The organism is Algibacter sp. L4_22 (assembly GCF_023473045.1).
Classification (GTDB): domain Bacteria; phylum Bacteroidota; class Bacteroidia; order Flavobacteriales; family Flavobacteriaceae; genus Algibacter.
The window spans coordinates 602,208-628,184 of record NZ_JAMCOK010000001.1 but is presented as its reverse complement, the minus strand read 5'-3'; the positions used below and the strand labels follow the sequence as shown (position 1 = coordinate 628,184).

The following is a 25,977-nucleotide window of genomic DNA, read 5'->3' as shown; positions in this document are numbered from 1 at the left end:
ACTCTTACTTTTGTATGTAAAATGTATGTAAAAAAATGATTGGTATATTAACAGCTATAATTCTAGATACGAGAACTCAAAGAAAAGACGGAACTCATTCTATTAAACTTAGATTGACCTATAACCGCAAACAAAACTACATAAACCTAAGAAAGTATCTAACAAAACAGGATTGGGATTTATACAAATCAGGTTCATATCGTAGAAGCGACTTAAAAGAATTAGACATAGAGTTAAAGCATATAGAATCTAAAGCTATTGATCTAGCTAAGTCTATTAATTATTTTTCTTTAGATGATTTTAAATCAAAACTTTTAGAAATACCAACGAAAGAAGATTCTGTTTTTGATTCCTTAAAAAAAAGAGAAAAACAATTAATTAAAGAAAACAGATTAAGTACAGCAGACACCTTTAAATATACATACAAAAGCCTACTCAGTTTTATTACTTCTTTTAATAGTAAAAAAGAATTGATGTTTTCAGAAATTACACCCGAATGGCTACAGAACTATGAGAACTGGATGATTTCGAAAGGAAAATCTGTTACCACAATTGGCTTTTATTTAAAAAACCTGAGAACCGTATTAAACGAAGCTATTGAAAAAGGAAGTTTACCAATGAAAAATTATCCCTTTTCAAAAAACAAATACCAAATCCCTTCTTCTAAAAATATAAAGAAAGCACTGTTTATTGAGGATATCAAAAAAATAGTTGAATACTCCCCTAAAACAAAAGCCGAAGATTATGCAAGAGATTTGTGGCTGTTTAGTTATTTATGTAATGGCATAAATATTAAAGATGTAGCTAAACTAAAATTTAAAAACCTTGATAAAACCCACATTTATTTTATACGTTCCAAAACTGAACGTTCAACAAAAACAAAACAAAAACCCATAGTCGTTGTGCGAATCGGGAAAATAAATGAAATTATAACTAAGTGGAGTAATGAGGAGACGAGTCTTGATGACTTTATTTTTCCTATTCTAAAAAAAGAAGATACACCAGATCAAGAGCGTAACAAGATTAAGCAAGCTGTAAAAACAATAAACAAGTACAATAAACGTATAGCAGAAGAATTGGGTATTGAATCGAAGTTAACTACATATTCGGCAAGACATTCATTTGCAACTATCCTTAAGCGTTCCGGAGCCTCTTCTGAGTACATAGGTGAAAGTTTAGGACATAGTAGCGTAAGAACCACAGAAAACTACTTAGATAGCTTCTTAGATGAAACTAGAGAATCATTTCAGAATAAACTATTAGACTTTTAATTATGGACAAAATTAATCTTTATTTTCCACCTGTTTTAACGATTATCGTTCTATGCGCTTCAGTCCCAATGTTTATTAAATACTTCAAACTGTTGGTATATTTTTCATTTAGCTCACCCATCTATTTTTGGAAAAAAGAAGTAGAAAAGCCCAGATTGTTCTTATTCTCCTTTGGAATATTGTTTTCTTTACTTTCCTTGAAAATAATAAAAGATAGCCATTATTCATTCATAAATGTGATAGCATTAGTAATGTGTCTATTCTCATGTTCCATATTTTATTTTATCTGGACTGATAAATTTGAAAATAAGTTTATTGAAAAAGTAAAAAACAGATTAAGTAAAGGGTTGAAATCTAGTTTTTATAATCAAAAAACAGACCTAAATGATATCCTCAAAAAACTACCCGAATTCGATTGTGATAGCGATACCTTCAAAAATCTCCTTTTAGGAAATAGAATTTCTGATAAAAATAAAATAACATCTAGTTTTTATAAAAGTGATATAATTCGCTTTGTAATTATTGTATTTTCTTTAAACAACAATAACACCTCACACAAACAAATAAAAGAAATTATATCTCATTATTTCATAGAGAAAAAAACTGGAGAAAAATATAATCTTCAAGATAAGGCTTCTGAAATATCAGGAATATACCGAGAGCAGATTAATGAATCAGACAAATTCACCTCTATACAAAATCGCATAAATAACTTATTTATAGATGATTAAGATTAGGTAGAACCATCGTTCTGATTCTGTTCTGCCTATTTCTTTCATATCTCTCCTTTTTAAAACTTCCTTTGTTTCATCGATCGGATAAAACAAAAGCAAATGCATTTGCTCATTTATTAATTTAAACATTAAATAAAAATGAGTACAAAAACAGTGAACTTAGAAAGAATTGAAAAACTCCTCCTACAAATAATATTTGCAGACAAGAAAGCTCTAACCTTAGATGAAGCATATCTATACACATCTTTATCAAGGAGTTACATGTATAAATTAACATCTTTGAGGTTAATAAAATTTAGTAAACCTTTAGGGAAGCTTGTCTATTTCAACAAAGAATATCTTGATGCTTGGATGCTTCAAAATGAGCATCTAACAAAGGATTCCATTGAAAGAGATGCCTTATTATCACTAAGAAACGAGACTGGTCATGGAAAATAATAAAAAACCTATCAATTGGATAGATACCCGATTAGATTTAAGGAAAGAATACGAGCTACCGCCAGTAATTCTAAAAATAGATGATTCTATTGTAGCAACTCTGGGGAATTTTAGTGCATCAGCTGGGAAGGAAAAAAGCAAAAAAACGTTTAATTTAAGTGCTATAACGGCCTCTTTATTATCAGGAAGGAAAGTCTTAAACTACAAGCCATTTATTCCTGAATCTAAAAATAAGATATTATATATCGATACAGAGCAGAGTGATTACCATTGTAGGAAAGTTGCAACTAGAATACAGCAATTAACCAATACCACCTTAGAAGACCTTGAAGATAGGTTAATATTTCTAGCACTCCGTAAATATACTTCTGAGGAGCGTATTGAGATAATAGAAACAGCTATTTATGACAATCCAGAAGTATTCTTTGTGGTTATTGATGGATTAAGAGACCTTGTTTTGGACATTAACAACGCCTCTGAAGCCACAAAAATAATGACTAAGCTACTTACTTGGACTGACGATAGAAATATCCACATTCATTGCGTTCTACACCTTAACAAAGGAGATGATAATACCAGAGGTCATTTAGGTACGGAATTGAACAATAAATCGGAGTCTATACTACAAATAACTAAAGATCCTAATGACAGAGATAGAAGTACTGTTTCTGCCAAAACTGTTCGCGACATTCCTTTTGAAGACTTTGCTTTTTTTATTAATGAACAAGGATTACCTGAAACCGTTGAAGATTTCTTACCAACAGCTACAAAACCGTTTAGCTATAAAGAACTATCTGAAGAAGCACATACAGAAGCTCTTATTAAGGTTTTTGAAGACGTAAAGTCTTTAGGATATAGCGAGCTGATTTCAAGATTAAAAGACACTTATTTGGAGGTGGCTAATCTTGATATGGGAATAGGCAAGACTAAAGCTCTAAAAGTATTTCTACAAAACAAAAGAATGATTACTCAAGCAGAGAAAAACTATCAATTTAACCCTGAATTTAAATACTAAAATAAGTGGTTCGGGTCAAGTTGCGCTATATATGTAATAAACTAACCTGAACCACCTATTTATATTTTGATAATGAAAAAAAAATATAAAACATGAATTGTGAACAAGCAAATAGATTGTCTCTCCATGAAATTTTATTAGCCATGGGGATGACTTGCACAAAATACAATAATAAAGAATCTTGGTTCTTAAGCCCTTTTAGAACTGAAAGGACGGCCTCTCTAAAAACAAACAGATTACAAAACGTATGGTACGACCACGGTTCAGGTGAAGGTGGTAACGTAATCGATTTCATAAAAAAACTAAAAAATTATGATACTACTGAAGCACTAAATTATTTAAGAAGTACTAACACTTCAAATATTTTTTCTTTTCAAAAGCAAGGTATTTTAACTCAAAGTCAGAATTCTAATATCATAATAAAAAAGCTTTGCCAAATCCAAAATCCTGCACTAAAAGGATATTTAAAATCCAGAAAAATTAACATTAATGAAGCTCTTATATATTGCAAAGAAATTCATTATACAGAAGACGACCAAAAACCTTTTTTTGGCATTGGATTTAAAAACGATTTTGATGGATTTGAATTTCGTAATAAATACTTTAAAAGCTGTTTAATAAATAAAAACATAACAACCATTTTGAATGGCTCTAAGACACTCTGCATTTTTGAAGGATTCACAGATTTCTTATCCTATAGAACTTTAAGATTGATTGATCTAAAAGAAGATTATGTCATTCTAAATTCAACTTCTTTGGCAAGCAGAAGTATAACATTATTACAAAATTATAATGTTATAAAAACTTATTTAGACAATGACGATTCTGGCAAAAAAGCAACTTTAATTATTAAAGAAAACTGCAATAATGAATTTCAAGATTGTTCTAATCTATATGAGAATTATAAAGATTTAAACGAATACCTAATAGCTCTTGAAAAATAGCGCATGAGTCTAGCCAGTCGTGGCTTTGGGTGACCTTTAGTGCCTACTCCGTGCCCTAAAAATCAACCAAACCCGCCTGGCTTATTCACAAAAAAAATGTTCATAAGACTAAAAAAACAAAAGATGAAATCAAATTCAAACCATAAAGTGAAAGTTGTTTTTTACCTCAATTCAGAGGATAAAGACTTTGTAAAAGACCAATGTGATTTGTTGCAAATTAAGCCTTCTTTTTTTATTAGAAATGCTGTCTTAGAAAAATTAAACAAACCAACATTTACAAAAACCGTAATCAATTTAGATACTAGAAAATATTTATCTGAACTGAATAAAATCGGAAATAATTTAAATCAAATAGCACGAAAATTAAATTCAAATCTAGAATTAGATTTACTAGATCAACGGGCTGTTTTGAATCAAATTAAAAATATTAACAGCCATATTACAGAAATAAATTCTAAACTTTAAATCATTAATTATGGAAGAAAATACAAATAATGACATCTTCGTGATTATGCAAAAGGTGTTAGATAAATTAAAAAACATCTCAGAGGATAGCACGAAGAGTAATAAGGAATCAGAGAACATTCATTTACGAAGACACCTAGAACTAGGTGAAGAATTTGACAAAATTTATCGACTCGTAAAACTAGCACATAGATTAATTTTAGACTCAGAAAATAAAATTATTAATACAATAGAAAAAAACAAAACAACTCCTAATATCAACAACTATACTGAGTATAGTTTGTTTGGCAATAAGTCTCACTTTAAGCCCTGGATATTAGTTGCTTTCTTTTTTGGCCTGACAACAATTTGGTGTTCCATAAAATATCTTCCTTCATATTTAACTGAAAAAAGTTTGTTAAGCAAAGAACGAGAAGAGTATCAGCTTTTCTATAATTATGTTTATTTAAAACATTTTAAAAAGGATGAACCTAATGTTGCAAATGATATTCTAAAAAAGATAAAACAAAAAGACACCTTGTTTATGAAAGAGTATCACACACTTTTAAACACCCATCAGCGAGAAATAAAAAAGCAAGAATTAGAAGAAGAACTTAAATCACTTGAAAACGATGATCGCTAAACTTCAATCTATACCATATTTGAAAAATGCACTCGAATACTGTGAACGAGGTGGAGAACTCCTATCCACAAATAAATGCATAGGAAACAGTTTTGATATTAACGCACAGATGGAAAAGAATAATAGTATGAATGACAGGTGTGTAAACCACACCTTTCATATAAAAATTAGAATTGCTCCAGAAGATAAAGGGAAACTAAATGCACAAGATTGGATTGATATCTCTAATGAGTATGCTAAAAAGTTTGGTTTCCAAGATAATCCTTTTGCAATCTATATGCATGAAAAAGATTCGGGCAAGGAGCATATCCATATAGTAGCATCTAGAATTCAATCTAATAATCTAGCTGTTAAGGATAATTACACACATTATAGGAATATGGATTTTTGTCGAGATATAGAAAAAAAATATAATTTACGACGTGTAAAACGAGTGTTAGAGGCAGTCAAAAATCAAGAGATTTTCATAAGAGATGATAAACGAATTCCTCCTTTAGAGAAAAAAATAGAATCTGCTATTAAACAATCAGACTCCTTTGAAGATTTTGTTTTTCATCTAAAAAACATGGGAATTAAAACAAAGAAAGGAAGAGGAGTCGGTTTTACAGATGAAAAAGGTGTTTACTTTAAAGGCTCTAATATTAATAGAAAATACTCATTAAAAGGAATTGAAAAACTATTGTCTTACGAACAGCAGGAAAAACAGATGAATAAAATAAATAGACCCTTTCCCTTTAAAAGATAAGTTTTTATTTAAAAGTATAAAGCTATAAATATACAATTGTAGCTTTATATTTTTATACACTTATAGCTTAGTATATAAATATACCAGCAATACGTGACGCCTGCCGCTGAGGCGCATTTTTAAAATCAGTTGATTTTTAATGCTTGCTTGTGAAGAAAAAATCAACTGATTTTTAAAACGGTAAAACCACATGAGTAAGCTTTACTTTTAATCAGAAATCTATATAATTATTTGTAGGTTGTTTATTATAAAATATTATTTCCTAATCCCTCTTACTTCTCTGTCATATATCTCATTAAATAACAGTGTTTTAAATAAGATGTTTGTTTTTCCATCAGTCATTTTGTTATAGAAATCCAATTTTTTATCAATAAAGCTTAATAGATTGTCATCTATCTTTTCATCAAATTTATCTTTGATATTGCTTTTCGAATTTTGTTTATTAAAATAACTTAACAATTCCTCGTCATCATAGGTGTTATCTAAAATACTTTGATAGTCCTTTTTGTCCTCTTCGGTAAAATCTGCCCCAAACGTGTCATTTAAAACTTTTATAATTTTGGTTAAAAAATCAACCTCTTCTTCTGGCTTTTGACCTCCACTTCCTGGTGTCATACCATAATCTTCTCCATCCTCAGACACTAGGTCTAGACTTGCTGTAAACTTATGTTGTATTTTATAACTATCTAATTCAATATCGTTAACTACATCTACAGGTAAATCACTTTTTACGTATGGTAATTTTTTAAGTAAAGCAGAAAGGAATACATATTTTTTCTCTAAGTCTATATCTGTAAATTGAATAATTTGGCTTAAAAAGCGATATATTTTAGTGTAAGACTTTGCAGCTGCTTTAAATGCATTTTTGTCCTCATCCTCAAGCTCATTATCAAAACGTTTTGCAATAGCTGCTAAAATAGGCTGAATAGCCTCCATGTTGTCATTTGGCTTAAAGAATATCTCTGCAAAAGCGTCTACTTCGGTTTCATAAAACACATTGAAGCTATCTACTTCGTCTAATAGAGTATATAAACTATTTGGATCGGTTTCATTTTCTTCTTCCATAAAGTTTTTACCATAGAAATGCTGAAAATCAGCACGCACTAATTCGGGATCATTAACAAAATCTAAAACCATTGTAGAGTCCTTTCCTCTTCGATTTCTATTTAATCGGGATAAGGTTTGTACCGTACTTGCACCTCCTAATTTTTTGTCTACAAACATGGTATGCAGCAAAGGTTCGTCAAAACCTGTTTGAAATTTATTGGCCACAATTAACAATCTATTTGCGGGTAATTTTAAAGCTTCTGGAATGCTAATTTTACCGCCTAAGTTATTCATGCCGTTCTCTGTAAACTCCTCATTTGTATCAGGATCTTTGACGGTGCCTGAAAATGCTACCAATGCTCTGTATGGCAAATTCATTTCCTTTAGAATAGCATCAAACTTTAGTTTAAAACGTACAGCATGTAACCTAGACTTTGTTACCAACATTGCTCTGGCTTGTCCTTGTATTTCGTTTTGTGTTTGGCTTGTAAAATGCTCCAACATAATTCGTGCTTTCTTCTCTATAGCGTGGTCTTGCAAGTCTACATAGTTACCTAAAACTCGTACTGTTTTCTTTTTATCGTACTCTTTATCTTCAATTTCTGTACGCTTTACTAGTTTGTAATAGCGCTTAAAAGACATATAGTTCTGTAATACATCTTTTATAAAGCCTTCCTTAATGGCTTCCTCCATGGTATACTCATCAAAAGCCTCAATCTTTCCATTTGTTTTTGTGCCAAATAACTCTATTGTTTTTTGCTTTGGAGTTGCTGTAAAAGCAAATTGCGAAATGTTTGGCTGTTGTCCTTTTTTAGAAATTTCTTCAGCTATAATTTCATCAGCGGTTTTTATATCTGATTCGTCTTTCTCTGCTTCTTCTAAGCTTAACGCTTTACGCATTTGTCGAGATGATTCTCCAGATTGTGAACTATGCGCTTCATCAATTAAAATAGCATATTTCCTATCTGGATAATTGGTGACATTTTGCGCAATTACTGGAAATTTTTGAATGGTGGTAATTATGATTCGTTTTTTATCTTCAATAGCATTTTTTAAATCTTGAGAGGTAGATTTTTCATCGATGTAGGCTACAACACCTGGTGTGTTGTCTAGTTGGCGAATGTTATTCTGTATCTGTTTATTTAGCACACGACGGTCTGTAACCACAATTACCGAATCGTATAGCGCCTTAGTATCGGTATAGTTTTGATAAAAATTAGCTAACCTGTAAGCTAACCAAGTAATGGTGTTAGATTTACCTGAACCTGCGGAATGCTGTACTAAATAGTTTTTTCCAGTACCATCTACTTTTAATGCTTCCAAAATACGTTTTACTGCTCTGCGTTGGTGAAAACGAGGAAACAACAATTTAGTAGATTTTTTATCTTCTAACTTTTTGGTTTTTGGATTATACATTTTCTCCTTATCGGTTTGTACGCTAATAAAGTTTTGCACTAAATCTAATAATGAATCTTTACGTAATACATCTTCCCATAGGTATTCTACTTGATACCCCGTGTCCGAATGGTTTGTTAATCCGGTATTAAAAGGTAAAAAATAAGTCGACTTCCCCTTTAACTCCGTAGCCATAAATACTTTTTCTGTACCTACTGCAAAATGTACCAAACAACGTTTGAAATCTAAAAATGATTCACCTTTAGGATCGCGATCTTGCATAAACTGCTTAATAGCATTGTGGTGGTTTTGTCCTGTTAAGGCATTTTTAAGTTCTACTGTTACTACGGGTAAGCCGTTAATAAATAGAACTATATCTATCTCGTTGTTGTTGCGGTTAGAGTATTTAAGTTGGCGTACAATCGACAATCTATTTTTGGTATATGCTACTTCGTGCTCTGGAGTTTTGTTATTGGCTGGCTTAAAATAAGCTATATCTAGTTTCTGTCCACGATCTTTAACACCATTTCGCAGTACTTCTAAGGTTTTGTTTTTAGTAACGTTTTTGGCAACATTTTCTACTATTTTGGCGTCTACTAAGGCACCATATTGTCTAGCTAATTCTTCATACTTCTTAGGTTGCGTATCTTTTATAAACACAATAATTTCTGAAGGAATAACACACAAGTCTTTATCATACAAATTAGGTGATACACTATGGTATTCTTTAACTGTATTAACTAAGTAGTTTTCTATATGTGCTTCAAAATGAATTTCTTTAGTGCCAGTTGCCATGATTTTTATTTTGATATTTTTTTACTCAACTTTTTAATCTCCTTAGCTTTTTTCTTGATTTCCAAAAGCACTTCTAAATCTTCCTCAAGCGCGTCTTTTTGTATTTGCAAATTATCTATGTCCTGTTCAAGTTGAAAAAGTGTAGTTTCTTGAACTTCAATTTGCAGTTTTTTTAACTCGACATCGTTAAACTGGCTATACATATTTAGATGATCTGCAAACGACTGAAAATTAGTTTCTATTAGCTTCTCTATTAAAAGATCGTTGTAATAAAACAATAATCGGGAACCTTCAAATCCTTTATTCGGAGTGCGTTTTATTTCTGCAAACACCCCATTACTTAGCTTGTATTTATAAATTTTATGCTTAGGATTTAGCTGAGTTAAGACCGTATTATCGGGAGCTCTTTCTTTAAAAGAAGCGGCTTCATATTTTTCGTTTTTTACAATACATTGGAAAATGTCTTTCTGCATAATAATGCTTTTTTATGGGGTTAATAAAAGAGAGGGTTGTGTTTTTATTACCAATCTAGTGTTGTACTTGTTTGTTCAGGATCGCTGCACATGCATGGATCTTCCTGACAAGCGCCACAATAAGCTTTACTTGCTTGCATTGGTTCTACTAGATTGTTTTCTGTTTGTAATAAGTTTGTGTTTTGCATATTATTTGTATTGTCTTAGGTTGACTATATCGTATATTTTTTACCTATATTAAATTTTCTATTGCTGTTTTTCAATAAGAAAACTGCATTGTAAACTACTTAAACATCTTTAAATTCATTTTTCATCTCATCGTAATCATCTATATATTTAGTGATATATTTTAAATGAGTACGGATTACAAGAATCTTCTCTTTCAGTTCTTCTAAATTCTTTTTTGAATCATTATCTTCAATTGCTTCCTCAAGTTTATCGTGTGAAAACACGTATGCTTGTAATAGAATATTTTGTATACCTAACAATTGCTGTTTTGAAAATTCAGTATATTTTCTTGTAAAAGTGTCTGTATGAGCTGATCCAACATATTTTCCAATATGAATACCTCCTACATCTTTGGGGCGCATAGAATAATCTTTCTTTTTGCACTCGATACTTATGTGCTTGATTTGAGAAGCAAAATAATGAAATTTAACATTTACTATATTTTTCATATTTTAAATTTAAACGTTTTTAATTATTTTACCCTATCTCTTACATCTATTTTACCTGTTACTGTTTCACTAATGATGGGTTTACGGTAATATGTTAACATTATTCAGCTTTTCTAATAACTTACCTAATTCTTTCCCCTTATTTTCAACTTCCATGAAGAGAGCAATGTTTTCTTTAAGTTCTTTTTCTGTCTCTCTAAGTTTTTCAATTCTTAATTCTAGTTCCGTTTTTTCTTTTAACTGAGCCTGCTCATACAGTTCTTTTAGTTCCTCTTTTGAAATTGAATTAAACTTATTTAAATAATCTGCAACATTTTGCAGTTGCGAGACAATAATGGATATTAAAACAACATCTTTATAAATAACTTGAAAGGTGTTAGTCTCAAAATCATCATTTGCACCATACCATCCTATAAGAATATCAAAATTAGCCAAAATATAGCTTTGAAAATAACTAGATCCTTGATTAAAAACAGATGACGCAGGTAAGCGAGTGTCATGTTTTGAAGCTTTGTCTACTTCAAACTTAAATTTTTCGTTTTTAATAATATATGCTGGCATAGTATCTTTTTTTTTAATTTAACTTTTGTGGTTGCCAATCTCTTACATTTATTTTACCCGTTACAGCTTCGCTGATTATAGATTGACGATAGGCTTTTAGTTTTTTGATTGATTCATCTAATATTTTGATTGAAGAAGATATTTTCTTCACTTTATTATCTATAAATTGAGCAATAGCATCCTGTTCATTTTCTGGCGGAAAAAATAAAAATGTATCCTTTAAAATTTTATTTGTAATACTATAAACCTTAACTCCCTTAACTAGATTCTGTATTTGAGTTCTATAAGTTATCGAATCAAGGAAATAAGCAACAAATCGATAATTACTATTATCAATTAATCTGGCAATAATTGTATGATAACCAGCAAATGTTGGAATATCTGAATTTAAATGCGTAAAATTACCTGCGCCTTCAATATCTTCGGAAGTATCCGCAAAGACAAAATCACCTTTGTATAACAAAGAATTTTCATTAGTATCTAAATAATCTTCGGATACATATTTTAGTTTGTGAATTTCTGGATTAACTTCAAAGCCATATTTTGAATGTATTTCTCCATAGTTAACGCAAGGTATTCCACTGTCTAACAAATTAGCTTTAGTTATGGTTAATCCTTTTGTTGTTTCAAACTTATACCTAAACTTCACAACCTCCCAATGCTCAGGAATTCCACCTAACCACTCAATACCAGAATCTTTCATTTTGGCATTAGGGTTTAAACCTTTGGTAACTGCTTCGTTAATTATGGCTTGGCGTTGTGCTTGTAGTTTTTTTATTAATAGCTCCTTTTTTTCTATTAAAGCATCAATAATTTGGGTTTTGTGGTCTAGGTAGTTGGCTATTTGGGTTTGTTCTTTTAGACTTGGTAAAGAAAATTTAGCATTATTAATATCACCACTTGACAAGTGTTTCACAGTAGTGTAATATGTCAAATCATTAATTATCTGCAAATTGATTGGAATAATATAATAAAGAAACCTTCTATCAGCATTACTTTTATTAAAAATACGACAACATCTCTGGTTCAATAGAACATCTTCTTTATCCCACCATCTAACGTTAAAATCACCATCCATTCCAATTAAAAGGTCGCCTTCACTGACTATGTAATCATCCGAAAATTTTCCTTGATAATATGTACTAATTCTTCCAGATGTTATATCCCTAATTCTTAATATAGGAAATCCTTCAGATTTGTCAAATAAATTAGATTTAAACGCAAATCCATTTTGAACTTCAGATACAAATTTATATTGAGATACATTCCAATCTTGAGGCATGTCGCCAATCCAATCTATACCACTATTTTTATATGCTTCGTATGTCTTCATTAGGCTAACAAATCATTTAAAAGGGTTGTAATGTCTTTTTCAAGCTCAACAATTTCAGCTTTAATTTTAGCAGCAGGTTGTAAGCCTTTGTATTCGTAAAAGTATTTGGTAAAGTTAATTTCGTAACCAATACGTGTTTTATCGTAATCTATCCAAGCATCAGGCACGTGTGGTAATACTTCGTTAGAGAAATAGGTTTCTATATCGTCTGTTAATGGTACGTTTTCTTTATCGCGTTTTTTAGAGTCAGGTTTTGGGTTGCCCTTAGTCATTACCATTTTACCATCTTTGTATAACGGTTGTTCTATGGTGAGTTGGTAAAAGCCAAAATCGTCGTTATTGTAAATTTTGCAATGCTCGGTTTCTTTAAAATTGGTATATAAATCCAATAGAGCTTCAATATGTGTTTCGGTAAGCTCGTTACGTTTGTTCCCTAAACTCTTTTTGTTAGAGCGTGCAAAAATGTGCTCACTTTCTTCTTTTCCTTTAGCGTTAGTGCCAATAATTTTACTGGCATTACCATTAATTAACTGCACTTTACCTTTACGGTTTTCAGCTTTTTTATTGGTTAAAAACCAGATATAGGTGTTAATACCTGTGTTATAAAACAAATCTTTAGGTAAAGCCACAATACATTCGAGCCAATCGTTTTCTATAATCCATTTACGTATGTCGCTTTCGCCACTTCCTGCATCTCCTGTAAATAATGGGGAACCGTTAGTAACCACACCAATTCTAGAACCGTTAGTTTTGTCCATTTTAGCAATCATATGTTGTAAGAACAATAATTGGCCGTCACTAGTACGTGGTGTTCCTGCATAAAAACGACCTGCTGGGTTTAGTGCTTCGTTTTCAATAAAGTTTTTATCTTTTTTCCAAGTGACTCCATAAGGCGGATTTGCCATCATGTAGTGAAATTGCTTCCCTTGAAATTGATCATCTGTAAACGAGTTACCGTGTTTTACATCTCTAGGGTTTTCACCAGAGATTAAGGCTTCAGATTTTGCAATAGCACAAGACTGCTCATTTAATTCTTGACCATAAGTAAGCATGGTTGGTTTGTTGTTAGAGTCTTTGCAGATCTCGTCTAACACAAAGTTTTTCCCCAAGTTGACCATACCACCTGTACCACAAGCAGGATCAAAAATAGTACGTATAATTCCAGACTTACAAAGCTCATCTTTTTCAGGAGTGAAGATGATAGCATTCATTAAAGCAATAACATCACGTGGGGTAAAATGCTCTCCCGCGGTTTCGTTGGATTGCTCGTTAGAAATACGAATTAGCTCCTCGAACACATAACCCATACTATGGTTATCTATAGTATCTTGATGCAAGTCTATTTTGCAGATGGCATCAATCATTTCATACAACAAACGGTTTTTTACCAATCGCGCTATAATTTTATCGAACTGAAAGCTTTCTAAAATATCGCGTACTTCTGGATTGAATCCGTTTAAGTAGTTATTGAAGTTAATTTCAATGTATTGTGGTTCGTCTTTTAACGAATTAAGCGTGTGTTTTGATGTGTTGTAATACGTTAAACCACCTGCTGCTTTTTTAAGGATTGGGTCTAACTTGTCTTCGCTAACCTTATCTTTAAAATCGTTGTAGCTTTTACGTACGTTCTCGTTTACATTTTCTAGCATACAATCTAGCCTGCGTATCACTACAAAAGGTAATAGTACATCTCCAATTTCATTTTTCTTAAATGCATCACGCAAGACATCGTCTGTTATACGCCATATGAATCCTACGTCTACTTTATTATTTATGTTACTCATTATTTGATTTTCTTTGTATAATACAAATATATGTTTTGTGATTGCCGCAGTAGTGCTTTGTTATTTTATTCTTGCTCTTAATTTTTCTAACTGATAATCTCTTTGTATATCTTTTAGTATTTGAAAGCTGGATAAATAACTCACTTTGCTAGCTTTATTAAAATCTTTAAAAGGGACAGAAGTCCGAACAGGCCGCATGTTTAAACCACTGTCAGAATATGTTCTTTTCTTTACATAAGGATACACAATATTTACAGTTAAATCAATACGTTCTGCTATTTCGTAAGCCGATTTTAGATTGTAGTAATCGTCTCTAAATGCTTTTAGTTCGCTATTAAGACTTAATAGATAGTTTTTACCACCTTCGTTAATATCATAATAATCTCGTACTTCAAAACCAAGAGGCGTGTCTCCATTGGACATATACATTAATAAATCTAAATCAAAGGCCCGCATAAACTCGTTAATAACACCATTAGTGCCATATAAATTTTCTTCTCGAAATTCACCAAAATTTGTTTTTGTCATAACTTGATTTTTGTTTTACAAATGTAAGTTTTATGTGTGCAGTGGTTTTGCGTTGGTTAAAAAATTATTGTAGTTTCTTTTTTTTCGGGATAGTTTAATAATAAACAGTGTTGTTCAAGTTTACTCAAAACTTCATTAACAATAATATTTTTAATTCATCAATCAAATTTTTTTTATAGTGTCTCAGTATTTTTTTCTTGCTAAAGAATAAGGATTAAATTCATGACTATTTGTAATAACCTCCTACAAATCTTCAACATAAAAATAAATAAATTTTGTGCAGTACTCGTGCACATTAATATTAGAAAACTCTAGATAAATTCTTTAATAATTTAAGATGAAATAAAATCGAAATTTCAATTAAAAAGACTTCGCTAGTATTAATTTAACAAATAGCTTTAAGGATGTTGTTTTCATTATATATCGATAATAGTATGTAAAATGTATGTAATTTATAAAAACAAAAAAGCTCCCAATTTCTTGGAAGCCTTGCTATCACTAGTGGAGAAGATCGGATTCGAACCGACGACCTCTTGACTGCCAGTCAAGCACTCTAGCCAACTGAGCTACATCCCCAAATATTATTTCAATCCACGTAGTACTAAAACAGGTAAGTTGCTGTAGAAATCCTTTTTAAGAATGACATTTTTTTCCCATTTTTTAACAAAGAAACCACGCTTACGGCGTACCACACAAAGCATATCTGGATTGTGCGATCTGTAATGTTCTAAAACACCTTGGAATGTGGTAGCGTTCCCGCTTTTAGTTACACTACTTGCTAACTCTCCTAAAGTTTCATTAACATCAAAATCACCATCATTGTAATATGGCGTTTTAACAAGTAATAAATTCACTTCAGCTTTAAATATTTCTTTTACTTCTTTTAATGGATTTAACGCTTTTTTATTTTTGATTATAGCCGATTTCATTGCTAATAAAATACTTGTTACCGGCTTAAAAACATAACCTTCCGGCACTATAAGCGCTGGAATATTAGTTTGTTTTATAATCTTACCCGAGGTTTTACCTAAATAAACTTCATCTTTTATGGAATTAGTTCTAGGCTCGACTAAAATTAAATCTACATCTCCAGTTTTACAAGCCAACTCTAACGTATCAATTAATTTTCCTTTTAAAACTTTTACAATAACATCAACATTCTTAGTATCAATTTTAGAAACTAAATTATCTAAAAACTCTTTACTTTCGCGTTGTATTGGCCCATCAACCCGAATCATAGTTCCAGCCTTTGTATAAACATTATACACTTGCACTACAAAAAGCTTAGCACCAACGGCTTCTGCAAAATCTACTGCATATTGTAAATGACTTAACGCATTTTTCGACGACCCAACAGGAACTAAAATATTCTTCATAATAACTAATATTATATATTAAATTTGCTGTTTAAAGAAGCAAAAGTAAACATTAAAACGATTCATTTAACTGCAATATAAAAATTGCTAGCTAAATATACAAAATCAAACACACCTTGTGAGCACAAACATTAGTTTTAAACATATAAATAAATTGGCAATACCAGCATTAATAGCCGGAATTGCAGAACCCATCTTATCTATTACCGACACCGCCATTATTGGAAACATAGATAGCAACGCAACAGAATCTCTCGCAGCTGTAGGCATTGTGGGTACATTTATTTCCATGCTTATTTGGATTTTGGGACAAACTAGAAGTGCTATTTCGTCCATTATTTCTCAATATTTGGGAGCTAACAAATTACATGAAATTAAAAACCTGCCAGCACAAGCTATTTTTTTAGTAACTATGCTAAGCCTGCTCATAATAATTGGTACCTATCCATTCGCGACCTCAATTTTCAAGCTATACAATGCCACAAACATCATTTTAGATTACAGTGTCGATTATTACAGAATTCGTGTTTTCGGCTTCCCTTTTACCTTATTTACTATGGCTGTTTTTGGAGTATTCCGTGGTTTACAAAACACCTATTACCCGATGATAATTGCCACTATTGGCGCATTTTTAAACATTGGACTCGATTATATTTTTGTTTTCGGCATAGAAAACTACGTTCCTGCCATGAATATAAAAGGTGCAGCCTACGCCAGTTTAATTGCTCAAATTATTATGGCAATTTTAGCAGCCATTTATTTACTTAAAAAAACCGATATCCCACTAAAACCCACGTTTCCATTAAACCAAGAAATCAACAAATTGGTTGTCATGATTCTTAATTTATTCGTGCGTACCTTAGCTCTAAACATCACATTATATTTCGCCACACGCTTTGCCACAGGTTACGGCCCAACACAAATAGCAGCTTATACTATTTGCATAAATTTATGGTTTTTTGCAGCTTTTTTTGTCGATGGCTACGCAAGCGCTGGCAATATTTTATCAGGTAAACTGTATGGGCAAACAGCGTATTCTACATTACTAAAACTAAGTAATAAACTTATACGCTACGGCATTATTGTTGGCATCATGCTAGCTGTTTTCGGAGCCCTTTTTTATTATCCCTTAGGGCGTTTGTTCACCAAAGACCCCGAAGTTCTTTCGTTATTTTATAGTACCTTTTGGCTAGTGTTAATCATGCAACCGTTTTGCGCCTTAGCTTTTATTTTCGATGGTATGTTTAAAGGCTTAGGGAGAATGAAATTTCTAAGAAACGTACTTTTATGTGCCACAGGACTCGTATTTCTACCCATTTTATTTTGGCTAGATTCTCTAGGCTACCAACTTCACGGCATATTCATTGCGCTCACCTTCTGGATTATTGCACGCGGTATTCCTTTAATTATAAAATTCCGAAAAATATTTATTCCGCTGTCTCAAAAACATTAACTTTGTATCGTAATTATTATATAAAATACGCTAAAAATTATAATGAGTTTATTAATAAGTTTTTTTCAAGAAAATAGCATTGAAAAAAAAATACAAGACGCCCCCGATAAAGCTTATGAAATAGGTGTTTTTATTGGCGCAATGCTGCCTTTTATTCTACTCGTACTTTTAGCTTACCTTATTTACAGATATAATAAAAATAACAATAAATTTTTATAATATGGATATTCTCTCATTTATAAGCGGAAATGGATTATTTCTGCTATTAGCCATAGTATTAATCGTTGTTTACGTAGTAAACCGTAGAAAAAGAAGATAATGGGCAATAACATTCGTATTACAAAAAAATTCGCTTTCGAAACCGGTCACGCACTATATGGCTACGACGGAAAATGTAAAAACGTACACGGCCATAGCTACAAGCTATCCGTAACCGTAATTGGCGAACCTATTACAGATAACACCAATGTAAAATACGGAATGGTTATCGACTTTGGCGATCTTAAAAAAATTGTAAAAGAAGAAATTGTAGATGTTTTCGATCACGCCACAGTTTTCAATAAAAACACACCACACGTAGAACTAGCAAAAGAACTTCAAGCTCGCGATCACAATGTGTTATTGGTAGATTACCAACCAACTAGCGAAATGATGGTAATTGATTTTTCAAAAAAAATCCAGAAACGTTTACCAAACCATATCAAATTACACTCACTAAAATTACAAGAAACAGATAGCTCGTTCGCGCAGTGGTTTGCTCACGATAATATCTAGGGCGTTACCCAAAAGGGTCGGGCTTTCACTACTCGCTCCTCCTAAGGTCGGGAGCTCAAACAAGCCGTTCAATCCCTAACGCAAATTCGTCTTATGTATTTTTGTTTTAGGCTATAAACTAAAAATCGCTTTTTCTAATCGTAAAACTTCTTATAAATAAAAAAGAGCAACTTTGAACAAATTTTAAAGTCGCTCTTTTTTTTCATCTTTTATTAGTTGTCATTTTTTTAATTTAACCACCCAAAAAGCATCACTTATATCGGTGATTTTAATAGTATAATTACCTTTAGGCAAACTATCTAAACCCTTATTAAATAAATTAATTTTTGCTTTCGCTCCTAAAGGCACAATTAAACTATGCGCACCAGCCTTTACCTTAGCAACATAATAATTTAAAATACTTTCATCTTCTAATAAAGCCAAATCATCTTGAGCATATTTAATAACAGTGCTATTTTGCTCATCCAACAATTCTACACCAATTATCCAAGCTCCGTAAACATCAACGCCTTCAGTTCTAAAAACATCAAACGAAAGTTTATTATTATCAATCATGCCATTAGTAATTTCTAACTTCGGTTTTACCGATTTGTTATGTAGCGTCCCCCATAATCCACCATGAAATATTTGGTTTGTCATTAAAGTCATTCCAAAAATCAAAATAGAACCAATTAAAACAACCTTAGGAAACACCCCTTCTCTAATAGGCAACATACCTGAACCTAACCACGAAAACCACTTATTATTAGTAATAGAAAAACCATTCTTAATTAAGTAATTATCCACGGAATACTTACTACTACCACTTAGAAATAACACAAATCCGGCGGCTATACCTAACACCCCAATTTGCCATTCATCTAAACAAGTTGTGCCTATCCAGCCCGAACCAAGAAGAATACCCATTGCTAAACCAAAAACACCAATACTCATAATTCGAGTAAACAAACCGAACATTATAAACAAGCCCACAATACCTTCTACAATAGTAAAGGCAACCATATTTATCCATAAAACATCTGGATTTTCTACTAAATATTGAATAATAGGTTTTATACCCAATGCGTTTGGCAAAAAGTGATTAAACTTAACTCCAATATATCCTGCTAAATCTGGGTCTAACTTATCTGCTAAAATCGTCCGCCTAAAAAAAGCAGAAAAATATGTCCAACCCACAACCAATCTAAGAGCAAGAACTAAGAGTCCTGCATCATTTTTTATACTAATATTTTTCATTTTATTTTACTTATCTATAATTAATAAACACCCAGCAAAGTACACTGGTTAACATTTTTTAAAAAAAAGATGCTTATAGATAAACTTTAAAGTTCCGATACAAAATATAGTAAGGAACAAAAGAAATGGAGTGATTCTTTGTTTTATAAGAGTCAAAAGGTTGCCTCCTATCTTCAATTACACTAAAATAATGAACTAAGTTTAGTGCACAAGCAGGTAAAAACTGAAGGGATAATCTTGAAACTGTTAATACACTATCGGTTACTTCAAACGTATTGCAATTTGAATTACCAATAGTTGTTTTACTCTTATTTAAAACTTCAGTTTGAAGAGTACCGAGTTCCAATTGGATAAATTTCCTAACCTTGCATGGCGAAAGCAATAACAAAAGCGCTAACCCCAAAGTAGAGATCACAACATTCGTTTTTCTTATATTTAATTTGTCTTTCACTATGCAAATTTAATACTAAAAAACAAATTCTTCCTTTTTTATAAAAACATTTTTCAACCCAAACAAGCTATTCAAAAGCAACTGGCACCAACCATTAAAATTAATGGTAAAAAAAACAATAAAGTAAAACTAACTTTCTATTAAACATCCAAAACCCAACTAATTTCATAAAGTAAAAGGTTTAAATCCAAAAAGATGCTTATTTTTACGACACTATATAATAATACCCTGAGTTTCTTGTTATTATTTTAGACTTAAAACACCAGCATTGAAAACATCGTTTAAAACTATATTATTCCTTTTAATAGCGACTATTTTAATAGTGAGCTGCTCACGAAAAAAAGACAAATTCATTAGTCGAAATTTCCACGCAGTCACCGCCGAATTCAATCCGCTTTTTAATGGTTACAATGCTTTAGAAGAAGGTAGAACAAGTTTAAACGACGCTTACTTTGATAACTATTGGGATTTGCTACCTATAGAACGTATGCAGATTTCGGAAGAAGTAATGCTGCCTGGCCAATCTAAAAACGAAAACTTTTCTCGTGCCGAAGAAAAAGCAGTTAAAGCCATCCAGAAACACAGCATGAATATTAGGGGTAAAGAAATAAACCCACAAATGGACGAGGCTTACCTCCTACTCGGTAAAGCAAGATATTTCGATCAGCGTTTTGTACCTGCAATAGAAGCTTTCAACTATATTCTTTACAAATACCCTGCGAGCGATAAAATAAACCAAGCTAAAGTGTGGCGTGAAAAAACCAATATGCGTTTGGATAATAACGAGTTGGCTATTAAAAACTTAAAACGCCTTTTAAAACAAGAAGAATTAGAAGGTCAAGATTTAGCCGATGCTACATCCATGTTAGCACAAGCATATTTAAACACAAAATCTATAGATAGTGCAATTACCGAATTAGAAATCGCATCTAACTCAACGAAAAATAACGACGAGCGTGGGCGATACCGTTTTATTCAAGGACAACTTTACAACCAATTAGGCCTAAAAGATAGCGCTAATTATGCTTTCGATAAGGTTATAGATCTTAATCGAAGAACACCAAGGATTTATATGATTACCGCTTATCTCGAAAAATTTAAAAACTTCGATTTCGAAAACGGGAATAAGCTAGAGGCCGTAGAATTACTTACAGAACTTGAGGAGAACCGAGAAAACCGTCCGTTTTTAGATAAAATTTATTATCAAATTGGTGATTTTCATTTAAATAATGGATCAGATTCTTTGGCTGTTGCCTATTACAATAAGTCATTACGCACCAATTCCCGAGATAACATATTAAAATCAAAAGACTACGAAACGCTTGGTGATATGTATTTCGATAATTCGGAATATGCGAGAGCCGGTGCTTATTTCGATAGTACCATGAGTAATTTAAAGCTTAATTCAAAACCTTTTCGAGTTATTAAGCGCAAACGTGATAACTTAGAAGATGTTATTTATTACGAAGCTATCGCCAAAACAAACGATAGCATTTTACACTTAGTTAACTTACCAGAAGCTGAAAGATTAATTATTTTCGAATCCTTTATAAGTGAACTTAAAATTAGAGCAGAAGAAGAAAAGGAAAAAACGGAAGCTGCAGAACGGAATTCTAATACAGGATTAATTACAACAAATAACAACAATACTATTGGCTCGCGAGGTGGTTTACCTGGCCAGGCTGCACTATTTTATTTCTACAATCCAACCACAACATCTTACGGTAAAAACGAATTTGTTAAAGTTTGGGGCAACCGTGCTTTAGAAGATAATTGGAGATGGTCTAGTAAAAGCAATAGCATTACAGGTAATAATGCTGCAGGATCGGCCAACGATTTATTAGCTTTAGCATCAGATGAAGAAAAATTTGATCCGCAGTTTTATATTTCTAAAATTCCTGCAGAAGAAAAAGAAATCGACAGTATTTCTAAAGAAAGGAACTATGCTTATTATCAATTAGGATTAATATATAAAGAGAAATTCAAAGAATATCAGTTATCCAAAACTAAGTTTCAAAACTTACTAGAAAGCGATCCTGAGGAACGATTAATTCTTCCTTCAAAATATAATTTATATAAAATCTATGAGCTTTTAGGTGAAAATGATGAAGCCTCGATTGCAAAATCTGAAATTATTAAAAACTATCCCGACTCTCGCTATGCAAATATTTTAGAGCATCCGGAATTAGTTTCTGATAAAGATGAAAACAGCCCAGAAAGCTTATATGAAGCTTTATATAGCTTGCATGGAAAGCAAAACTATGCAGAAGTTATTTCTAAAAGTGAAGACTATATAAAACGCTTTGATGGCGAACCTATTGTTCCGAAGTTAGAACTTTTAAAAGCAACTGCAAACGGACGTCTAAATGGTTTTGAGGCTTACAAAAAAGGCATCAATCATTTATCTGTAACTTATGCCAACACTAACGAAGGTAAACAAGCCCAAAAGATAATAAATGAAGTGCTTCCAAAAATTGCAAGCACCGATTTTATTGAAGCTATAGATAGTATTCCAGCACATTACAAAGTAGTTTTTCAGTTTAAAAATTCGGAACGAGCAAATATTCTAGAATTTCAAAAAACACTGGATTCTGTTTTAAAAGATATTAAATATTATAAATTATCATCATCTGTAGATTTATACAGTCCCAATACAACCTTTGTTTTAGCTCATGGATTAAAAAATGAAACCGTAGCTAAAACATTTACTCAATTATTAACCGATAAAAACAAAAAGAAGATTATTAAACCTTTCTTCGTAATTTCATCGGCGAATTATCAAGTTGTTCAAACTCATAAAAATCTAGAATCTTACTTAACTATAAATAATCAATAACACGTTATGTTTTCAGATAACAAAAAAAACAAAAAAATGGCAGATGCTACTACAAACCAAAATATTATAGCCAAAGGCACCAAAATCGTTGGTGATTTAATTAGCGAAGGCGATTTTAGAATTGATGGCGACGTCGAAGGCAACATTAAAACTACGGGCAAAGTTGTGGTTGGTAAATCTGGATCTATCAAGGGCTCTTTACAAGGTACCGATGCACATTTTGAAGGGTCCTTTATTGGGAAGCTCAATTTAGCTGGAACCTTAACATTAAAATCTACCGCAAACATTGAAGGCGACGTTGTGGCTGGAAAATTAGCCGTTGAACCTGGCGCTACGTTTAATGTGTCATGTGCTATGAAGGGTTACAAAAAAGATGGAAATAATGGCGGACAACAAAAAGCAACCCAAAAAACAACTTAAACAAATTACAGAGCTATCAGGGATTGCTGTACAAATGGGAATTACCATATATCTATTTGTGGTTTTTGGCAAATGGTTAGATTCTAAATTCACCAATAATTATAGCCTCTACACTGTAATATTCTCCTTATTAGGGGTATTACTAGCTATGTACAAAATTATTAAACAAGTGGCCTCAATGAACAATGAAAAATAAACTTATATCATTCTCAATAATACTAATACCTTTTTCTTTAATTTTATTTGCCCTTCAATTATTTATAGTCAAAAAAGTAGGTCTCGATTTGTCACTATTTTTTAATACATGTAGTGTATATATATTTCATTCTATCGCTACTTTACTAGTTTACATATCTGTACTTTTTGTAAATAAAACCTATTCAGATAAAACAGGATTTGCTTTTATGGCTTGTGGTTTAATAAAAATGATGGCTTCAATAGTGTTTTTATTACCGCTAATTCAAAACAAAGAATTAAATGCTATAAATGATGTTATTGCTTTCTTTATACCTTACTTTCTTTTCCTGTTGTTAGAAACAGTATATGTTGTTAAGCTTCTTAATAAATAATTGTTTCAAGCCTTAATTATTAATGAATTGCGTTCTAGGTGTTTTTTTTTTAAGAATAGTTATAAAGTTTCAAGAAAAACCATACCTTTGCACCGAATTTTTAGGACTATAATTTTTTATTATAAAAGGTATGACGGTAGTACAAAAACCTATCACATTAATCGCAACGCTTATTATTGCTATGCTCCCATTCTTTGGGTTTGCATATAATGGTGGTGAACATGGTGACGATAAGGAATTTAACGCAAGTGAATTAATTAACGGTCACATTGGCGATTCTCACGAATTTCATATCGCAGATTGGGATGGACACCCTATTTCTTTTTACCTACCTGTAATTCTTTTGTCGGACAATGGATTAACTATATTTTCTTCGAAAAAATTTCACCACGACAATAGCGGTGAACATGTAGTAGAGGCGAACGGTGAAAAATTTGTACGTCATAACGAAATAATATACTACGCTGATGATTATGCCGGATTAGCAGAAGAAGATAAAAGTGCTTTTAATTTTGGAGCTAGACCTTTGGACTTCTCAATTACGAAATTAGTATTCTCAATGTTACTATCTGCAATATTGTTGTTTTTATTGTTTGGCGCACTTGCACGCTCATATAAGAAAAACAACAAAGCCCCTAAAGGCCTAGCCGGCTTCTTAGAGCCATTAGTGTTGTTTGTAAGAGATGATATAGCTATCCCTAATATTGGCGAGAAAAAATACGCTAAATACATGCCTTACCTTTTAACAATATTTTTCTTTATTTGGATTAATAACATCTTTGGATTAATTCCTTTTTTCCCATTTAGTTCAAACTTAACAGGTAATATCTTTTTTACTTTTGTTTTATCTTTTATCACTTTCTTAATAACTACATTTAGCGGTAATAAAGATTACTGGAAACATATTTTAACACCTCCGGTACCAAAAGCATTATACCCTATTATGGTACCAATTGAAATTATTGGAATATTTACAAAGCCTTTCGCATTAATGATTCGTTTATTTGCAAACATTACTGCAGGGCACATTATTATTTTAAGTTTAATTTCTTTAATATTTATATTTAAAAGCATATTTATATCACCCGTTTCTGGTGCGTTTGTTTTATTTATGAGTGTATTAGAGATGTTGGTTGCTGCATTACAAGCGTATGTATTTACATTACTATCAGCATTATTTATTGGTCAGGCAGTAGCCGAACACGACCATCATTAATTTGAGTTTTTTAATTATTAACTAAATAAATTTTATTATTATGGTATTAGCTGGAATCGGAGCTGGTTTAGCTGCAATTGGTGCAGGAATCGGTATTGGAAAAATTGGTGGATCTGCAATGGATGCCATTGCACGTCAACCGGAAGCTACTTCAAAAATTCAAACTGCAATGATTATTGCTGCTGCACTTATTGAAGGTGTTGCACTTTTCGCAGTTGTAGTTGCTTTAATTGCAAAATAATTTTTGAAAAGAAATTAAACAGTTCCAGAACGGTTGGTTCTGGAACTGTTTTAAAATTAAACATTTAATTAAATAATATAGAGACATGAACTTTACTGCACCAGAAAGTTTAATTTTTTGGACTACGATAATCTTTATTGTATTCTTTTTCTTATTAAAGAAATTTGCTTGGAAGCCTATTTTAGGAGCCGTTAAGAGTAGAGAAGAATCTATTAATAATGCATTGGAGTCTGCTGAGAAAGCAAAACTTGAAATGCAAAATTTACAAGCAGATAACGAAAAGTTATTGCAAGAAGCCAGAGCTGAACGTGAAGTTATGCTTAAAGAAGCACGCGAAATGAAAAACAACATGATCGAGTCAGCCAAATCTGAAGCGCAAACGCAAGCTAATAAAATGATAGTTCAAGCGCAAACTGCTATTGAAAGCGAAAAGAAAGCCGCAATAGCAGAACTTAAAAGCCAAGTTGCTGGTATTTCTTTAGAAATTGCCGAAAAAGTAATGCGTACAGAATTATCTAACAACGACAAGCAATTACAATTGGTTGAAACGATGTTAGCTGAAAAATCATTAAACTAAA

Annotated in this window: 28 protein-coding genes and 1 tRNA gene; 18 read left to right on the top strand and 11 right to left on the bottom strand. The window is 31.8% G+C overall.

From position 1 onward, the window contains the following. Positions 1-35 precede the first annotated feature (35 nt). The 8 genes from M4I23_RS02775 (at position 36) to M4I23_RS02740 (ending at position 6,234) form a co-directional block, all read left to right on the top strand. Positions 36-1,271, top strand: a complete 1,236-nt coding sequence (locus tag M4I23_RS02775) for a site-specific integrase (protein WP_249753374.1) — start codon at positions 36-38, stop codon at positions 1,269-1,271. Positions 1,272-1,507: 236 nt separating this feature from the next. Then, complete coding sequence (locus tag M4I23_RS02770; RefSeq protein WP_249753373.1) at positions 1,508-2,002, top strand: hypothetical protein; 495 nt, start codon at positions 1,508-1,510, stop codon at positions 2,000-2,002. 141 nt (positions 2,003-2,143) lie between these two features. Beyond that, positions 2,144-2,443 carry a helix-turn-helix domain-containing protein gene (locus tag M4I23_RS02765; protein WP_249753372.1) on the top strand — a complete coding sequence of 100 codons (300 nt, stop codon included), beginning with the start codon at positions 2,144-2,146 and terminating at the stop codon, positions 2,441-2,443. Further along, positions 2,433-3,458: an AAA family ATPase gene (locus M4I23_RS02760; RefSeq protein ID WP_249753371.1), complete on the top strand. Its 1,026-nt coding sequence runs from the start codon at positions 2,433-2,435 to the stop codon at positions 3,456-3,458. The genes M4I23_RS02765 and M4I23_RS02760 overlap by 11 nt, the downstream gene beginning before the upstream one ends. Before the next feature lie 92 nt (positions 3,459-3,550). Further along, positions 3,551-4,402 carry a toprim domain-containing protein gene (locus M4I23_RS02755; RefSeq protein ID WP_249753370.1) on the top strand — a complete coding sequence of 284 codons (852 nt, stop codon included), beginning with the start codon at positions 3,551-3,553 and terminating at the stop codon, positions 4,400-4,402. 123 nt (positions 4,403-4,525) lie between these two features. Continuing rightward, positions 4,526-4,867: a plasmid mobilization relaxosome protein MobC gene (gene mobC, locus M4I23_RS02750; RefSeq protein WP_249753369.1), complete on the top strand. Its 342-nt coding sequence runs from the start codon at positions 4,526-4,528 to the stop codon at positions 4,865-4,867. 10 nt (positions 4,868-4,877) lie between these two features. Beyond that, positions 4,878-5,489: a hypothetical protein gene (locus M4I23_RS02745; RefSeq protein ID WP_249753368.1), complete on the top strand. Its 612-nt coding sequence runs from the start codon at positions 4,878-4,880 to the stop codon at positions 5,487-5,489. Further along, on the top strand, positions 5,479-6,234 hold the full coding sequence (locus M4I23_RS02740) for a relaxase/mobilization nuclease domain-containing protein (protein WP_249753367.1): 756 nt from the start codon (positions 5,479-5,481) through the stop codon (positions 6,232-6,234). Before M4I23_RS02745 ends, M4I23_RS02740 begins: the two co-directional genes overlap by 11 nt. Positions 6,235-6,489: 255 nt before the next feature. Here M4I23_RS02740 and M4I23_RS02735 read toward each other — a convergent pair whose 3' ends face one another. The 10 genes from M4I23_RS02735 to M4I23_RS02690 all read right to left on the bottom strand — a co-directional run bounded on the left by M4I23_RS02735 (position 6,490) and on the right by M4I23_RS02690 (position 16,203). Continuing rightward, the gene (locus M4I23_RS02735; RefSeq protein WP_249753366.1) at positions 6,490-9,471 is read right to left on the bottom strand and encodes a type I restriction endonuclease subunit R; all 2,982 of its coding nucleotides are present in this window, start codon (positions 9,469-9,471) and stop codon (positions 6,490-6,492) included. 5 nt (positions 9,472-9,476) lie between these two features. Then, on the bottom strand, positions 9,477-9,944 hold the full coding sequence (locus M4I23_RS02730; RefSeq protein WP_249753365.1) for a hypothetical protein: 468 nt from the start codon (positions 9,942-9,944) through the stop codon (positions 9,477-9,479). A 47-nt stretch (positions 9,945-9,991) separates the two neighbouring features. Continuing rightward, positions 9,992-10,132 carry a hypothetical protein gene (locus M4I23_RS02725; protein WP_249753364.1) on the bottom strand — a complete coding sequence of 47 codons (141 nt, stop codon included), beginning with the start codon at positions 10,130-10,132 and terminating at the stop codon, positions 9,992-9,994. 99 nt (positions 10,133-10,231) lie between these two features. Beyond that, on the bottom strand, positions 10,232-10,621 hold the full coding sequence (locus M4I23_RS02720; protein ID WP_249753363.1) for a hypothetical protein: 390 nt from the start codon (positions 10,619-10,621) through the stop codon (positions 10,232-10,234). Positions 10,622-10,702: 81 nt separating this feature from the next. Further along, positions 10,703-11,182, bottom strand: coding sequence for a chaperonin family protein RbcX (locus M4I23_RS02715; protein ID WP_249753362.1), 480 nt, complete (start codon positions 11,180-11,182; stop codon positions 10,703-10,705). 13 nt (positions 11,183-11,195) lie between these two features. Further along, positions 11,196-12,515 carry a restriction endonuclease subunit S gene (locus M4I23_RS02710; RefSeq protein WP_249753361.1) on the bottom strand — a complete coding sequence of 440 codons (1,320 nt, stop codon included), beginning with the start codon at positions 12,513-12,515 and terminating at the stop codon, positions 11,196-11,198. Beyond that, complete coding sequence (locus tag M4I23_RS02705; RefSeq protein ID WP_249753360.1) at positions 12,515-14,299, bottom strand: class I SAM-dependent DNA methyltransferase; 1,785 nt, start codon at positions 14,297-14,299, stop codon at positions 12,515-12,517. Before M4I23_RS02705 ends, M4I23_RS02710 begins: the two co-directional genes overlap by 1 nt. Positions 14,300-14,359: 60 nt before the next feature. Next, on the bottom strand, positions 14,360-14,827 hold the full coding sequence (locus M4I23_RS02700) for a hypothetical protein (protein WP_249753359.1): 468 nt from the start codon (positions 14,825-14,827) through the stop codon (positions 14,360-14,362). Between the two features lie 502 nt (positions 14,828-15,329). Beyond that, positions 15,330-15,403 (bottom strand) — tRNA-Ala (locus M4I23_RS02695). A 5-nt stretch (positions 15,404-15,408) separates the two neighbouring features. Next, on the bottom strand, positions 15,409-16,203 hold the full coding sequence (locus M4I23_RS02690; protein ID WP_249753358.1) for a universal stress protein: 795 nt from the start codon (positions 16,201-16,203) through the stop codon (positions 15,409-15,411). Positions 16,204-16,321: 118 nt separating this feature from the next. Between M4I23_RS02690 and M4I23_RS02685 the strand changes: the two genes are divergently transcribed. From M4I23_RS02685 to M4I23_RS02675, 3 genes are all read left to right on the top strand, one after another. Continuing rightward, a complete protein-coding gene (locus M4I23_RS02685) occupies positions 16,322-17,656 on the top strand; it encodes an MATE family efflux transporter (protein WP_158846608.1) in 1,335 nt (444 codons plus the stop codon). A 42-nt stretch (positions 17,657-17,698) separates the two neighbouring features. Then, positions 17,699-17,875 (top strand): hypothetical protein, encoded by a 177-nt coding sequence (locus M4I23_RS02680; RefSeq protein ID WP_199269913.1) that lies wholly within the window; start codon positions 17,699-17,701, stop codon positions 17,873-17,875. 99 nt (positions 17,876-17,974) lie between these two features. Next, positions 17,975-18,430, top strand: a complete 456-nt coding sequence (locus M4I23_RS02675) for a 6-carboxytetrahydropterin synthase (RefSeq protein WP_249753357.1) — start codon at positions 17,975-17,977, stop codon at positions 18,428-18,430. Positions 18,431-18,649: 219 nt separating this feature from the next. Here M4I23_RS02675 and M4I23_RS02670 read toward each other — a convergent pair whose 3' ends face one another. Continuing rightward, the gene (locus M4I23_RS02670; RefSeq protein ID WP_249753356.1) at positions 18,650-19,666 is read right to left on the bottom strand and encodes a TQO small subunit DoxD; all 1,017 of its coding nucleotides are present in this window, start codon (positions 19,664-19,666) and stop codon (positions 18,650-18,652) included. A 719-nt stretch (positions 19,667-20,385) separates the two neighbouring features. Here M4I23_RS02670 and M4I23_RS02665 point away from each other — a divergent pair. From M4I23_RS02665 to M4I23_RS02635, 7 genes are all read left to right on the top strand, one after another. Beyond that, entirely contained in the window at positions 20,386-22,953 is a 2,568-nt protein-coding gene (locus M4I23_RS02665; RefSeq protein WP_249753355.1) for a tetratricopeptide repeat protein, read from the top strand. A gap of 6 nt (positions 22,954-22,959) precedes the next feature. Continuing rightward, positions 22,960-23,373 (top strand): polymer-forming cytoskeletal protein, encoded by a 414-nt coding sequence (locus M4I23_RS02660; RefSeq protein ID WP_158846600.1) that lies wholly within the window; start codon positions 22,960-22,962, stop codon positions 23,371-23,373. Then, a complete protein-coding gene (locus M4I23_RS02655) occupies positions 23,336-23,569 on the top strand; it encodes an AtpZ/AtpI family protein (protein WP_249753354.1) in 234 nt (77 codons plus the stop codon). The genes M4I23_RS02660 and M4I23_RS02655 overlap by 38 nt, the downstream gene beginning before the upstream one ends. Then, positions 23,559-23,942 carry a DUF6168 family protein gene (locus M4I23_RS02650; protein ID WP_249753353.1) on the top strand — a complete coding sequence of 128 codons (384 nt, stop codon included), beginning with the start codon at positions 23,559-23,561 and terminating at the stop codon, positions 23,940-23,942. Before M4I23_RS02655 ends, M4I23_RS02650 begins: the two co-directional genes overlap by 11 nt. Before the next feature lie 130 nt (positions 23,943-24,072). After that, positions 24,073-25,158: a F0F1 ATP synthase subunit A gene (gene atpB, locus M4I23_RS02645; RefSeq protein WP_249753352.1), complete on the top strand. Its 1,086-nt coding sequence runs from the start codon at positions 24,073-24,075 to the stop codon at positions 25,156-25,158. A 40-nt stretch (positions 25,159-25,198) separates the two neighbouring features. Then, positions 25,199-25,399, top strand: coding sequence for an ATP synthase F0 subunit C (gene atpE / locus M4I23_RS02640; RefSeq protein ID WP_044401428.1), 201 nt, complete (start codon positions 25,199-25,201; stop codon positions 25,397-25,399). 85 nt (positions 25,400-25,484) lie between these two features. Continuing rightward, positions 25,485-25,976, top strand: coding sequence for a F0F1 ATP synthase subunit B (locus M4I23_RS02635; protein ID WP_249753351.1), 492 nt, complete (start codon positions 25,485-25,487; stop codon positions 25,974-25,976). Position 25,977 lies beyond the last annotated feature (1 nt).

Bases quoted from the DNA above. Each gene is read 5' to 3' on its own strand.
- M4I23_RS02660 (WP_158846600.1), top strand. From the start codon at position 22,960: ATGTTTTCAGATAACAAAAAAAACAAAAAAATGGCAGATGCTACTACA.
- M4I23_RS02720 (WP_249753363.1), bottom strand. From the start codon at position 10,621: ATGAAAAATATAGTAAATGTTAAATTTCATTATTTTGCTTCTCAAATC.
- M4I23_RS02730 (WP_249753365.1), bottom strand. From the start codon at position 9,944: ATGCAGAAAGACATTTTCCAATGTATTGTAAAAAACGAAAAATATGAA.
- M4I23_RS02690 (WP_249753358.1), bottom strand. From the start codon at position 16,203: ATGAAGAATATTTTAGTTCCTGTTGGGTCGTCGAAAAATGCGTTAAGT.
- M4I23_RS02735 (WP_249753366.1), bottom strand. From the start codon at position 9,471: ATGGCAACTGGCACTAAAGAAATTCATTTTGAAGCACATATAGAAAAC.
- M4I23_RS02670 (WP_249753356.1), bottom strand. From the start codon at position 19,666: ATGAAAAATATTAGTATAAAAAATGATGCAGGACTCTTAGTTCTTGCT.
- M4I23_RS02765 (WP_249753372.1), top strand. From the start codon at position 2,144: ATGAGTACAAAAACAGTGAACTTAGAAAGAATTGAAAAACTCCTCCTA.
- M4I23_RS02740 (WP_249753367.1), top strand. From the start codon at position 5,479: ATGATCGCTAAACTTCAATCTATACCATATTTGAAAAATGCACTCGAA.
- M4I23_RS02710 (WP_249753361.1), bottom strand. From the start codon at position 12,515: ATGAAGACATACGAAGCATATAAAAATAGTGGTATAGATTGGATTGGC.
- mobC (WP_249753369.1), top strand. From the start codon at position 4,526: ATGAAATCAAATTCAAACCATAAAGTGAAAGTTGTTTTTTACCTCAAT.
- M4I23_RS02635 (WP_249753351.1), top strand. From the start codon at position 25,485: ATGAACTTTACTGCACCAGAAAGTTTAATTTTTTGGACTACGATAATC.
- M4I23_RS02680 (WP_199269913.1), top strand. From the start codon at position 17,699: ATGAGTTTATTAATAAGTTTTTTTCAAGAAAATAGCATTGAAAAAAAA.
- atpB (WP_249753352.1), top strand. From the start codon at position 24,073: ATGACGGTAGTACAAAAACCTATCACATTAATCGCAACGCTTATTATT.
- atpE (WP_044401428.1), top strand. From the start codon at position 25,199: ATGGTATTAGCTGGAATCGGAGCTGGTTTAGCTGCAATTGGTGCAGGA.
- M4I23_RS02700 (WP_249753359.1), bottom strand. From the start codon at position 14,827: ATGACAAAAACAAATTTTGGTGAATTTCGAGAAGAAAATTTATATGGC.
- M4I23_RS02675 (WP_249753357.1), top strand. From the start codon at position 17,975: ATGGGCAATAACATTCGTATTACAAAAAAATTCGCTTTCGAAACCGGT.
- M4I23_RS02755 (WP_249753370.1), top strand. From the start codon at position 3,551: ATGAATTGTGAACAAGCAAATAGATTGTCTCTCCATGAAATTTTATTA.
- M4I23_RS02715 (WP_249753362.1), bottom strand. From the start codon at position 11,182: ATGCCAGCATATATTATTAAAAACGAAAAATTTAAGTTTGAAGTAGAC.
- M4I23_RS02775 (WP_249753374.1), top strand. From the start codon at position 36: ATGATTGGTATATTAACAGCTATAATTCTAGATACGAGAACTCAAAGA.
- M4I23_RS02745 (WP_249753368.1), top strand. From the start codon at position 4,878: ATGGAAGAAAATACAAATAATGACATCTTCGTGATTATGCAAAAGGTG.
- M4I23_RS02760 (WP_249753371.1), top strand. From the start codon at position 2,433: ATGGAAAATAATAAAAAACCTATCAATTGGATAGATACCCGATTAGAT.
- M4I23_RS02725 (WP_249753364.1), bottom strand. From the start codon at position 10,132: ATGCAAAACACAAACTTATTACAAACAGAAAACAATCTAGTAGAACCA.
- M4I23_RS02655 (WP_249753354.1), top strand. From the start codon at position 23,336: ATGGCGGACAACAAAAAGCAACCCAAAAAACAACTTAAACAAATTACA.
- M4I23_RS02705 (WP_249753360.1), bottom strand. From the start codon at position 14,299: ATGAGTAACATAAATAATAAAGTAGACGTAGGATTCATATGGCGTATA.
- M4I23_RS02650 (WP_249753353.1), top strand. From the start codon at position 23,559: ATGAAAAATAAACTTATATCATTCTCAATAATACTAATACCTTTTTCT.